At 45.7% G+C, this 13,013-nt stretch carries 9 protein-coding genes and 1 riboswitch; of the genes, 5 read left to right on the plus strand and 4 right to left on the minus strand.

Annotation, left to right across the window (positions count from 1 at the left end; all coding sequences use genetic code 11):
* Positions 1-14 precede the first annotated feature (14 nt).
* A riboswitch (TPP riboswitch) is annotated at positions 15-125 on the plus strand.
* A 100-nt stretch (positions 126-225) separates the two neighbouring features.
* From thiD to AACV12_RS00940, 3 genes are all read left to right on the plus strand, one after another.
* On the plus strand, positions 226-1,083 hold the full coding sequence (gene thiD / locus AACV12_RS00930) for a bifunctional hydroxymethylpyrimidine kinase/phosphomethylpyrimidine kinase (protein WP_170901267.1): 858 nt from the start codon (positions 226-228) through the stop codon (positions 1,081-1,083).
* Between the two features lie 280 nt (positions 1,084-1,363).
* Entirely contained in the window at positions 1,364-3,052 is a 1,689-nt protein-coding gene (locus tag AACV12_RS00935) for a chitinase (RefSeq protein ID WP_170901269.1), read from the plus strand.
* Between the two features lie 179 nt (positions 3,053-3,231).
* The gene (locus tag AACV12_RS00940; protein WP_094144566.1) at positions 3,232-3,840 is read left to right on the plus strand and encodes an acetate uptake transporter; all 609 of its coding nucleotides are present in this window, start codon (positions 3,232-3,234) and stop codon (positions 3,838-3,840) included.
* Positions 3,841-3,932: 92 nt separating this feature from the next.
* On the opposite strand, the gene AACV12_RS00945 is transcribed toward AACV12_RS00940, so the two are convergent.
* From AACV12_RS00945 to AACV12_RS00955, 3 genes are all read right to left on the minus strand, one after another.
* A complete protein-coding gene (locus AACV12_RS00945; RefSeq protein WP_017043180.1) occupies positions 3,933-5,477 on the minus strand; it encodes an alanine/glycine:cation symporter family protein in 1,545 nt (514 codons plus the stop codon).
* Positions 5,478-5,775: 298 nt separating this feature from the next.
* Positions 5,776-7,035 carry a D-amino acid dehydrogenase gene (locus tag AACV12_RS00950; protein WP_170901271.1) on the minus strand — a complete coding sequence of 420 codons (1,260 nt, stop codon included), beginning with the start codon at positions 7,033-7,035 and terminating at the stop codon, positions 5,776-5,778.
* 184 nt (positions 7,036-7,219) lie between these two features.
* Positions 7,220-7,825 (minus strand): DedA family protein, encoded by a 606-nt coding sequence (locus tag AACV12_RS00955; RefSeq protein ID WP_170901273.1) that lies wholly within the window; start codon positions 7,823-7,825, stop codon positions 7,220-7,222.
* A gap of 216 nt (positions 7,826-8,041) precedes the next feature.
* On the opposite strand from AACV12_RS00955, the gene AACV12_RS00960 reads away from it, so the two are divergent.
* On the plus strand, positions 8,042-8,362 hold the full coding sequence (locus tag AACV12_RS00960; RefSeq protein ID WP_064624564.1) for a DOPA 4,5-dioxygenase family protein: 321 nt from the start codon (positions 8,042-8,044) through the stop codon (positions 8,360-8,362).
* Positions 8,363-8,666: 304 nt separating this feature from the next.
* Positions 8,667-10,841 (plus strand): catalase/peroxidase HPI, encoded by a 2,175-nt coding sequence (katG, locus tag AACV12_RS00965; RefSeq protein ID WP_170901275.1) that lies wholly within the window; start codon positions 8,667-8,669, stop codon positions 10,839-10,841.
* A gap of 176 nt (positions 10,842-11,017) precedes the next feature.
* Here katG and AACV12_RS00970 read toward each other — a convergent pair whose 3' ends face one another.
* Positions 11,018-12,943 carry a BglG family transcription antiterminator gene (locus AACV12_RS00970; protein ID WP_249371396.1) on the minus strand — a complete coding sequence of 642 codons (1,926 nt, stop codon included), beginning with the start codon at positions 12,941-12,943 and terminating at the stop codon, positions 11,018-11,020.
* Positions 12,944-13,013: the final 70 nt, after the last annotated feature.

Consider the following 13,013-nt stretch of genomic DNA (forward strand, 5'->3'; position numbering starts at 1 on the left):
CTGTTATGATTGCTGCGAAATAGTCGGGGAGCCGATGCAGATTCTGCATCGGCTGAGATCGAAATTCGAGACCCGTCGAACCTGATTCAGTTAATACTGACGTAGGGAACTATGAGCACTTTGTCACGAGCCGAATAACAACGGCTAACCTTTGTAAATTCGATTACCGAACTTTCCAAACCACGGTCAAAGTCAGTTCCTGTATGTCTTGTCATAGGAGCGACCATGGCACAACCAATACAGAAACACACACAAGAAACGACGCTATTAAACATACCTGTTGTACTCACCATCGCAGGGTCTGATAGCGGTGGAGGGGCAGGCATTCAAGCCGACATCAAAGCGATATCGGCAACTGGCAGTTTCGCGTGTTCCGTTATTACCGCCATTACTTCACAAAATACTCAAGGCGTCTCCGCCATTTTCCCCATTCCACTTGATCATATCGAAAGCCAGTTAGATGCCGTCTTTAGCGACTTGAAGATCGTGGCCGTTAAAATTGGCATGCTAGCCGATGCCAGTATCATCAAGATCGTTGCCAAAAAAATGCAGCAATACCAACCCAAGAGCCTTGTGATAGACCCCGTGATGGTGGCGACCAGTGGTGATTTATTACTTGAGCAATCGGCAATCAGTACATTAAAAGAAATGTTGATCCCTTTGGCTGACATCATTACCCCCAATTTATTTGAGGGAGCAGTACTTACTGGCAAGCCGGTTCCTCAATCTGGAGTCGAAATGAGCTGTATGGTGGCTGATTTACGAGCGTTGGGTGCAAAGGCGGTGCTGCTAAAAGGTGGGCATTTAGAACAAGATGAAAACAGCAACGATCTTTTGATCATGCAATCTTCGTCAGAATTACTCAGTGCGAAGCGTTTTCCAACTCAAAATACCCATGGGACGGGTTGCACGCTCTCTTCTGCGATCGCTTCTTATCTTGCTCAAGGAAATAACCTGCACAAATCCGTGTATTTGGCTAAGCAGTACATATCGCAAGCCATTGGCTATGCCGATGAACTGGATGTTGGCCAAGGTCGCGGCCCAGTTCATCACTTTTTTACTGGCCACGCTCATGTGCGCTAAGCCATTGCCGGTGCGATGATGCTTGAGAAATTTGAGGCATTGGTTGTTCACTTAACCTGATGAAAAATAGATTGAACTCTAAAAGCCTCAAGCTTTTTTGAGGCTTTTTCATATTTATCGACTTGCCTTCAAAGGGCGATGTCGCCGTACGATAATTGGTTTACATCATGATGAAACCACTCGCATTTTGACATTTAATTAATAAGTTTCACTGTCAACAATGGCTCGGCTATCCATACTATTTTCACCGTACCCACTAAGCAAAAAATAAGGGATTGATATGTTGAAAACAAAGCATTTAGCCGTGCTGATTAGCAGTGTCTTAGCCGCAAACAGTTACGCGTTAAATATCTTACCTGACCCTGAAAATTCCGCGGGTTATATTGTCTCTAAAGTAGAGCTGCAAGCGGCAGAAAAAGCCAAAACAGCGGATCCTATGTATGCCATCTGGTCGAAAGCACTAGAAATGCGTTCGAATGCGATTGTTGAAGCAATAGTACCGGGTTTAAGTTCTAACCCTGAAAACGTCAAGCGTGTTGAACGAGTTTTTCCACAGTACGAGTGGGATTTCTTAACTCAAATGGCGGCTCCCGAATACACCTACACACGCTTCTTACGGGCAATTGGCAAATTCCCCGCGTTTTGTGGCGAATATACGGATGGCCGAGATTCTGACGCAATTTGTAAAAAATCCATTGTGACGGCTTTTGCTCATTTCTCACAAGAAACGGGTGGTCACATTGCGAAAGACAACGTATCTGATAATCCGAATAGGCTTGAAGAATGGCAGCAAGCATTGGTTCATGTGCGTGAAATGGGTTGGTCTGAAGGGCAAAGTGGTTACACAACCGGTTGTGGCCAAAATGATTGGCAAAATGCTCGTTGGCCGTGCGCCGCTGGGCAAGGTTATTTTGGTCGTGGCGCGAAGCAGCTCTCTTACCATTTCAACTATGGCGCTTTTTCTGAAGTGATGTTTGATGGTGATGCCAAAGTACTGCTCAATAACCCCGGATTAGTAGCGGATTCTTGGTTGAATTTAGCTTCAGCGATTTGGTTTTTCTTAACACCTCAAGCACCGAAACCGGCAATGTTGCACGTAATTGACCGTACATGGACACCTTCGCAACGTGAAAGCGATGCCGGTATTGGCTATGGTTTTGGCACCACAATTAACGTTATCAATGGTGGCATTGAGTGCGGTGAGCAGAACAAAGATAAAGGTCAACCGGTTAATCGTATTCGCTACTGGGAAGGGCTAGCCGATCATTATCAAATACCGATTGAGTCTGATGAAAAGAATACCTGTTGGCAGCAAACGCCTTACGGTAGCTTAAATTTGAACGGTGCGACGGATGTGTTGTATACCAACTGGGATGGTAATTGGAAATATTACTCTGATCGCCCAGGTGGCTACTCGTTTGAATGTGAACTGGTTGGTTTCCAAACCGCGTATTCAGCCCTTGTTGCTGGTGATTACGAAAAATGTGTGACTAACTTTTATGGTTCACATTCTAGCTGGCCCCAAGTGCGTGTTGTGGATGCGATTGATCCCGGTACGCCACCAGAGCCGCCAGTCGATGGCATCGTCGGCTGGGAAGCGACAAAGGTATATAACACGGGCGATAAGGTGAGCTATAAAGGCGCTACTTATGAAGCTAAGTGGTGGTCACAAGGTAATGAACCCACTCAAGGTGATCCTTGGAAGCTTATTACAGGTGAACCAACCGCGCCCACAACACCTGACCCTGTTGAGCCACCGCCAGTCGTCACCGAGCCTGAACCGCCCGTCACGCCAGAGCCTACGCCACCAAGCAGTGATTTTTCAAGCTGGGTTGCAGGGGTTACTGTTGCAAAAAATGGCGATAAAATTACGCATAATGGAAAGTGTTTTATGGCTAAAAACAACCCCGGAGTATGGGAATCACCCACGCAAAGTAACTGGTTTTGGGATGAAATAAACTGTCAATAAAGAGTGACATTTAGCAAAAGGAGAGCAGCACGATCGAATTCGGTTGCTCTGCTCTCTTTTTGAACAATCAAGTAGTTAAATTTACAATCTTAGTTTTCGTTAACGTTCTTTCCATTTTGTGTGCTACTCCACTAAAATCCGCGCGTAATTTTTATCAACATTTTTTAAGGTACTCGCGAATGTCTACTAAATTGGCCAATCCAGCGCCGCTAGGCCTAATGGGTTTTGGCATGACGACTATCCTGCTTAATATCCATAACGCAGGCTTTTTCCCTATCGACTCTATGATTTTGGCGATGGGTATTTTCTACGGTGGTTTAAGTCAAGTCATCGTGGGTATCATGTGTTTCAAACGTGGTGACACTTTTGGTACCACAGCGTTTACCTCTTACGGTCTATTTTGGCTCACATTGGTTGGCCTGATTGTCATGCCATATATGGGACTACCAGCAAGCCCTGCTCACTTTATGGGTTGGTACTTAACGTTGTGGGGCATTTTCACTGGTTTCATGTTTATCGGTTCATTGTGCTACCCACGTGCTAAACAAGTGGTATTCGGCTCACTGACCATTCTATTTGCTTTACTAGCTGCGCGTGATTTCACTGGTAGCGAACTTATCGGCACGATTGCTGGCTTTGAAGGCATCTTCTGTGGCGCAAGTGCGATTTATTTTGCAATGGCTCAAGTTCTGAATAATGAATATGGCCGTGTTATTTTACCGATTGGTGAAAAGAAAGCGCAAAACGCTGTTGTCGAAAAGTTGACGACACAAGAAATCGCAGCCTAATACGGGTTGATGAAAAAGAAAAAGGGTTAGCGTTTGCTAACCCTTTTTACGTTTACCTTGAATGCTTTTTGCTGATGAGCTTAGCTAATCCGTTAGGATGATGGTTGTTCAACACCCACGGAGCTTTCTTCTACAGTTGGTTCTTGTCCCGTTTTGCGTTTATATTTTCCTTCCCAATATGTCGCATTCTTAATGCCGAGTTTTACTGGGTTGAAAAGATACTCATCGACACCTTGTTTTTGTTGCTCTTCATAATCTTTGAGTGCTGCAATAGCTGGTTTAGCCATAAAGAAGATGATCAAAATCCCGACTATGTTTAGCCACGCCATCAAACCCACGCCCACATCACCCATTGCCCAAGCAAGGTTCGCGGTTCTCACTGTGCCGTAGAATACCGTTGCGATGATCACTACTTTAAGAAGGAACATCAGGCCATCGACTTTAAAGGTGCGGCGAATGTAAGCAATATTCGTTTCAGCAATATAGTAGTATGCCAAAATCGTGGTAAAGGCGAAGAAGAACAGAGCAAACGCAACAAAAGGTTTACCCACGCCCGGTAGTGCGCTCTCAATCGCCATTTGGGTAAATACTGGGCCATTGGCACTAATATCCGCCGCGATGTTCTGTACTAAAAATGCACCTTCTGCGCCGCCGTGTACGTTATAAGCACCAGTGATCAGAATCATGAACGCGGTTGCGGAACAGACCAGCAAAGTATCAATGTAGATAGAAAAGGCTTGCACTAAACCTTGCTGCGCAGGGTGATCAACACTCGCGGCAGCCGCAGCGTGCGGTCCAGTACCTTGGCCTGCTTCGTTTGAGTAAACACCTCGTTTTACCCCCCAACCAATCGCAGCACCAATACCTGCCATTGGTGTGAACGCATCACCAATGATCATGGCAAAAATACGTGGTACTTCACTGATGTTAAGCAGGATGATAACAAACGCAGTAATGACATAGGCCAAAGCCATAAATGGCACCACGACCTGTGTGAAGTTAGCGATACGCTTAACACCACCAAAGATGATGAAAGCTAAAATAATTGACACTACGGTACCAGTAAAAATCTTAGCAAAAGTGAAGCTACCGATAGTGGTTTCAATGATTGGGCCAGCCCCAAAAGCCGCTTCTACGGCATTACCAATGCTGTTGGATTGCACGCCAGGTAAAAGCACACCACAGGCAAAGATGGTGGAAATGGCGAAGATCCATGCATACCATTTTTGTCCCATCGCTTTTTCGATGTAATAAGCGGGGCCACCACGGAATTCACCTTCATCTTCTTCTTTATAAATTTGTGCCAGAGTTGATTCAGCATAAGCAGTCGCGGCACCAAAAAAGGCCACTACCCACATCCAGAAAATAGCACCAGGGCCACCAAAACCAATTGCTGCGGCTACGCCTGCAATATTACCCGTACCGACGCGTCCCGAAAGTGAAACGGCCAAAGCTTGGAAAGAGGATATCCCTTTGGTTGAGCTTTTTCCGGAAAGAAGAAGTCGCCACATTTCAAAAAAGTGACGGACCTGAACGAATCGGGTCACAATTGAGTAGAATAAACCCGCACCAAGGCATAAATAAATTAGCGCCGGGCTCCAGATTATTCCATTCAGAAAATCAACAAATGACTGCATATGCATTTCCCTGTTTTAGTAGTTTTGGTGAGTGTTGTGTTTGCTTTGTGGGCAACATATTAATCTTTTTGTAACTTAGATGTTAATTTATTTGTCTGTGAATAATCGTTAGCGTGATGAGGAACACAAAATGCTAATGAAATGTTAAATAATAGGTGGGTTAATTAGAATTGGCTAAAATTTCAGCGCATATGGGTTGGTCACCCGAAAGGTTGGAAATTAAATTCTCTCGGATGAATCATTATGCATAATAACTTTCCACTAAGGTTTAGCTAATAATAAGCATTTTCTATTGTGGCTAGTTGATGAGGTAGCGAGAGAGATTCAACTCATGAATTGGCAAAGCACAAGTTTGCTCACTGACAATGTCGGCAAGAAGCTGTCCAGATCCGCAAGCCATCGTCCACCCTAAGGTTCCATGTCCGGTATTGGTGTAGAGGTTTTCAAATGGAGTGGAGCCTATAATCGGAGTCCCGTCAGGCGTCATTGGTCTAAAGCCTGTCCAGAATTCAGCTTGTGCTAAATCACCGCCTTGAGGAAAGAGATCGGTCACGACTTTTGCAATGGTTGCTTTGCGCGCATCAGGCAAGGCAGGATCAAACCCGGCTAACTCTGCCGTGCCCGCGACACGAATTCGATCCTCAAAACGAGTGATGGCCACTTTATATGTTTCGTCCATTACCGTTGAACGTGGGGAAAGTTCGGCGTCGACAATCGGCAGCGTTAGTGAGTACCCTTTCACTGGATAAACAGGAATGGAGATACCCAATGTCGCCAGTAAAGCGGTAGAGTAACTGCCGAGTGCGACGACATATTTGTCTGCTTTTAGCTCACCTTTATCGGTTTGGACAGCGGTGATCTTTTTGCCTTCAGTGGTTAATGTTTTTATTTGTGTATCAAACAGAAATTGCACCCCACGGCTTTTCGCGAGCTCTGTTAATTGTTGGCAAAACAGATAGCAGTCTCCGGTTTCATCGTCGGGGAGGTACAAACCACCTCGCAATTTATCGCGTACAAGAGCAAGCCCCGGCTCTTGCTTAATGCACCCATCGACATCAAGAAGCTGATAACGAATGCCACTTTGCTCGAGTAGTTTGATGTCCTTTTGTATCGCTTGTAGCTGTTTTTCGCTGCGAAACACTTGCAACGTTCCAAGCTGACGGCCTTGATATTGCAGGTTATGTTGCTGATTCAGGTCAGCCAAACAAACGCGGCTGTAATTGGCAATCGCCAGCATTCGGGCTTTATTGATGTTGTAACGATCCTGTTGGCAGTTCAATAACATTTTACCCATCCACGCCAACAGATGTGGGTCGATAGACGGTTTTATTTTCAACGGTGCATGCTCTTCAAACAGCCACTTTAATGCTTTTTGTGGGATGCCGGGTGCAGCCCAAGGGGAAGAGTAGCCGTAAGATATTTGCCCTGCGTTAGCAAAACTGGTCTCTTTTGCACCTTGTGATTGGCGATCCACCACCGTTACTCGGTGGCCCGCTTGTGATAAATACCATGCGCTGGTTAGCCCGATGACGCCGCTACCTAAGACGATCACGTCCATGTTGTCTCCTTAAATCACCCTAGTGTGTTCTCTGAGCACATTCAGAGTTGGTGTAAATGTTCACATAATGGCAACATCAAACATCAAACATCAAATTGAGTGGAAACACAATCACTAGCCCCTACACTTATTTTTATGTGGTGATGACAGAAGGAGGGTAAATGAAGTCAGAGACAGGTCGCTATCAGCGCTGAGAGTGTCTATGTTTCAATACTGCATAAATCATAACGATAAAAGTGATAGCGGCCATTGCCCAGATCCAATAGCGGTAAGCAGAATAAAAGTGGCTGATTTGGTGAAGATGTTCAAATGCAAAATGGGTGAGTAAACCAAAGACCGCGATCCAAACTGTGGTGGCAAGCACGTTACCCAGTAAAAATACTCTGATGGGCATTTTCGCCACTCCGCAGGCTAATGGCATGAATTGTTTCATCCCCTCAACAAAGCGACTGATGATTAAGCAAATCGGGCCGTATTTTTGAATAGCGCTTTGCAGTTTTTGAAATTTAGCCCCTGAAATATAGCCTTTTTTATCCAACCAACCCTCAAAATAATAGCCGAGCAGATAGCCGCAACTATTACCAATAAAGCAGCTTAGCCACGATACAATCATAACAAGAGAGAAATTCATTACGCCATTGGATGACAAAATGGACGCGGCAATCATGAGCGATTGGCCGGGCATCGGAATGCCAATCCCTTCGAAAAAGATGCTGATGATCAGTGCTAGGTAGCCGTACTGTTCCAATAACGGCTGCATTGAGAGGAGCAGTTGATTGATAGGTTGCAAAGCGGGTATCCACCATCGAAAGTTTGAGGTTATTTAATACGCTGGTTTTTCGTTTGAATCAACGTCATCGTGTGATAATGCCCATTTCTTGGCTCTTAAAATAGAATACGTTGTGGTTAGTACCTTCAAATTAGCTGAAAATCATCAGCAAATTTGTTGTGGTTTCTATGCTCTTTTGGCGTAGTACACTGCTTAAAAATCAAGAGGAGTTATTTTATGTTTCATGCCCATGTTTATTTTGATCTCGCAGAGCAAGCGAAAGCACAACGCGTACAACAAAAAATTGCCCAACAACGACATGATGTACAAGCCATGTTTGGCTTAGTACCAAGGCTTGTTGGCCCGCACTTAAAGCCGATGTTTGAAGTACACCTTGCTGACAATAGCCACGGATTTATTGAGTGGCTAGATGAACATCGGGAAGGTCTTAGCGTGTTGATCCATCCGGTTTCTGGAGACGATAGGTATGACCATTCTCAGGGGCAAGTTCTGTGGTTAGGAGAGACTTTAGGGGTGAACTTAGCCGTATTGCGTTAGAGGATGCCTATCAAATTAATAGCCACAGTGAATTAGTGTTTAATGCTCATCTTGTCTAGTCTGTACAGAACGCAGCAGAAACAATAATCGTGGCAAGGTTTTGAAGAAAAAGGTTTTTCGAACAAGTCGTGACCGCAGGCTCATCACCTCTCGTTGTTATTGTATATACATGATGTTGTTCTAAGTTTTGTTGCATTTGAATTTAATACAGTGAATGTTCAGCCAATATCGACCGTGCTGAGTGTTTTTAGAATAAATCAAGCACACTTAAATAGCCGCAGTAATGCGAAGCAAGGAGAACGCAATGGAGAATAAAGGTATGAATTCGGGCGGTAAATGCCCTGTCATGCACGGCGGAGTAACCTCTGCTGAACTATCGAACATGGATTGGTGGCCAAAAGCACTGAATCTTGACATTCTTCACCAGCACGACGTGAAAACCAACCCAATGGGGGCGGATTTTAATTACCGCGATGCGCTAAAAACATTGGATGTTGATGCTTTGAAAAAAGATCTCAAAGCACTAATGACCGATAGCCAAGAGTGGTGGCCTGCCGACTGGGGGCATTACGGCGGTTTGATGATCCGCATGGCATGGCACTCCGCGGGTACTTACCGAATTGCAGATGGTCGCGGTGGTGCGGGCTCTGGCAACCAGCGTTTTGCTCCGCTTAACTCGTGGCCTGATAATGCCAACTTAGATAAAGCTCGTCGCTTATTGTGGCCAATCAAACAAAAATACGGCAACAAAATCAGTTGGGCAGATCTGATGATCTTGGCGGGTAATATGGCTTATGAATCCATGGGGTTTAAAACCTTTGGTTTCGCTTTTGGTCGTGAAGATATTTGGCACCCAGAAAAAGACACTTATTGGGGCTCAGAAAAAGAGTGGCTAGCGCCAAGTGGCGGAGAAAATAGCCGCTATTCCGGTCAGCGCGATCTAGAAAACCCGCTTGCTGCCGTGATGATGGGCCTGATTTATGTAAACCCTGAAGGCGTTGACGGTAATCCAGACCCGCTGAAAACCGCACATGACATGCGCGTCACTTTTGAGCGCATGGCAATGAATGATGAAGAAACCGTGGCGCTGACAGCGGGTGGCCATACGGTGGGTAAAGCGCATGGTAATGGTAGCGCTGCGAACTTAGGGCCAGATCCTGAAGGGGCGGACTTGCACGAACAAGGCTTGGGTTGGAATAACCACACCAGCCGCGGCATTGGCCGTAATACCGTCACCAGTGGTATTGAAGGTGCATGGACTACGCACCCAACCCAGTGGGATAACGGCTTCTTCCACCTGTTATTTACTTATGAATGGCAACTAACGAAGAGCCCTGCTGGCGCGTGGCAGTGGGAGCCAATCAACATCAAAGAGGAAGATAAACCGGTTGATGTGGAAGACCCAAGCATTCGTTATAACCCTATGATGACCGATGCCGATATGGCGCTGAAGATGGATCCTGAATATCGCAAGATCTCAGAGCGCTTCTACAAAGACCCAGCGTATTTCTCTGAAGTGTTTGCTCGTGCTTGGTTTAAGCTTACTCACCGTGATATGGGGCCTAAAGCGCGTTACTTTGGCCCTGATGTTCCGGCAGAAGATCTCATTTGGCAAGATCCCATCCCCGCAGGTCGTAAAGATTATGATGTGGATGCAGTAAAAGCAAAAATAGCGGCCAGCGGCTTAAGCATCAGTGAGATGGTCAGCACCGCATGGGATAGTGCTCGTACTTTCCGTGGTTCCGATAAACGTGGTGGCGCTAACGGTGCGCGCATTCGCTTGGCTCCTCAAAAAGATTGGCAAGGTAATGAGCCAGAAAAACTCAGCAAAGTGTTGGCTGTTCTGGAGAAAATTGCTGCTGATGCGGGTATTAGCATCGCCGATACCATTGTTTTAGCGGGTAACGTCGGTGTTGAACAAGCGGCCAAAGCGGCAGGCGTTAATATTACTGTGCCTTTTACTACCGGACGTGGTGATGCAACGCTTGAACAAACGGATGTGGAATCGTTTGATGTGCTTGAGCCATTGGCGGATGGTTTCCGTAACTGGCAAAAGAAACATTACGTGGTTAACCCAGAAGAGATGCTGCTAGATAAAGCGCAACTATTGCGCCTGACCGCCCCAGAAATGACCGTATTGATTGGTGGATTGCGAGTGCTCGGTACAAACTATGGCGGCAGTCAACATGGTGTATTGACAGACCGTGTTGGGGCGTTGACTAACGATTTCTTCGTTAACCTCACCGACATGAATTACACTTGGAAGCCAACAGGCCGTAACTCTTACGATATGGTTGAGCGTAAGAGCGGTAAAACAAAATGGACAGCGACTCGTGTTGATTTGGTGTTTGGCTCAAACTCCATTTTGCGCTCATACGCTGAAATTTACGCGCAGGACGATAACAAAGAGAAGTTCGTCAAAGACTTTGTCGCTGCTTGGACCAAAGTCATGAACGCCGATCGCTTCGACGTGTTGTAAACCTCTTCACTCAGTAATCTTGATATTAAGGCCCTCTTAGCGAGGGCCTTGTCGTGCCTCGGTTTTCTCTAAATGGCTTTTTCTAAAAGACTTGTCTCTAAAAACAGACGGAACCTAAAAACAGATGGTATCTAAAAAATAGAGGGCATCTAGGAAGCATCACACAGCGATATATTTTATTGTAATTCCAAGTGCGCCAGTGTTTTGAAGTGCTTGAAGGTTTCGCATTGCGACAGACTTTTGCCTAATTTTTTATTAATCAGCACTTGGAAAAGATCATATAGCCCCATCGCCTCTTCATAGTCACATTTACTTAAGGCGAGGAAAAAGATCAGATAGGCTTTTTCACCATTGCCCCATTCAATTCCACGCGGTGCAGCGACGGTGTAAACCATCGAACGTTTAGCAAAGAGTTCAATTGAGTGAGGTAGAGCAATGTATTCGCCCATCATGGTTGAAACCAAACTCTCTCGCTCTTGCAGTGAAGCTCGGTATCCTTCCTCTACCAACTCCGTTGATTCAAGATGTGAGCAAACCTGCTCAAAGAGGTGTGATTGCTCAATGACGTCATCAAGGTAGAGAAATTGAGCCTTGGAAAAATACTTATCCAAAAGATAAGAGTGCGTGCGATCAACCAACACTTGTTTGCCCAGTTCTTCCAATTGATGTTGGGTAGGGAAGGGGTCAACCACAAAGCTCTGAATCTCTCTATTGGCTAAGGGCATGGTGGTAATAATGAGGTCCGCTTGCGTGGCATCAGCGGTGATCAACTGTTCAGGGGAATAAACCGTTTTCATATCCAATTGCGGATACTGGCGGCGGATGATCGCTTCTAGCCCAAGTGTTGCGGCATTACCGGCGTCGCAATACAGGAGCGCTTTGGGTGTACGGTGACCTAAATGGTAATTACGTTCAAGCCCCACACCAATGTGAATCACAAGATAGCCTATTTCGTGCTGTGTCATGCAGTAACCCGTCTCTCTGATCCAGTCTGCGATGGCCGATAAGGTAATACTGTAAGCGAGTGGGTAGTGCTGTTTGATATGCTCGGCCAATGGGTTAATTGTGGCGACATGATGTTTGACTCGAATGATCATATGGCAGACGTGGTTGTGAAGATCGCGGCGTAATAGCGCATCGTCACGCACATCGTAAGGGTAATTTTGATAGATATAATCAAAGATGTGAGTGACTAGAGCATCGGCTTCATGCTGTACACCTTGGCTAAGGAGGGCTTGATTCGTCGCAATTCTCGCTTGAATGTGAATCGCCAAGGCGGCAATTTCATGGTTATTGGCGGGTAACAGCATCGGTAGCGCAGAAAATAACGCTTTGGCAATTGGTAGCGTCGTTACATGAACATCGTTTTTAGAAAATTCGGTAAGCTCTTTGCCACACGCGAGCCTGTGCAGTGTGACGGCAGCATAAAGGGTTAACCAACGCAGCCCAATATCATTGATATAGAGTGTATGGTTGGTCAACACTTCACGAAAGCGCGCTGCAAAAATTTGCTGAGATTTTTCAGGGAAAATCGTACTAATAAAGCCCAGAGCTTGTTTTGTCTCTTTTTGTTCGATGTAGATAAGTTGTGTTAAACGGGAGCGAATCGCCATTTCTGGGCCTTGGATCAGCATGCCCAAACGAGGTTTACTTTCAATCGATAAACCAAACGTGGCCAGTTGGCTGCGTACATCAACCATATCATTTTGAATAACAGTGCGGCTTAGATTCCATGTCTCGGCCAATTCGTCAATTTTTACGCCTTGTTCTGCCGTTAATAGCAGTACTTGAATCTGGATGATGCGCTCTTTACTGGTCCTTGGAATCGTTTCTGCATTTTGCACCCTCGACAAAAAATGCTCGAAAGTTGATGGGTTGTAAATATTGAGTTGGTAACCGGAACCGCGCTGGTGGAGAAGATGTGCGCCATGATTGACCATCACATTATTGAGCAGCGCGACATCGGTGCGTATGGTGCGTGTCGAAACATTAAGCCGTTGCGCAAGTTCGTCCTGAGTCAAAGGCGAGGCGGATACAGCATCCAACAGATGAATTAGGCGAGGGTGCGGTAGCTTGTACATCATCGATTCCCATTCCAGCATGAACAGCGCTATCTAAAAGGTAAAATGCACTAAAGGCAATAGATAGCCAACGCTTTGTTATGCCGGAGCA

This window comes from Vibrio sp. 2-2(8) (assembly GCF_963888495.1).
Taxonomy (GTDB): Bacteria; Pseudomonadota; Gammaproteobacteria; order Enterobacterales; family Vibrionaceae; genus Vibrio; species Vibrio anguillarum.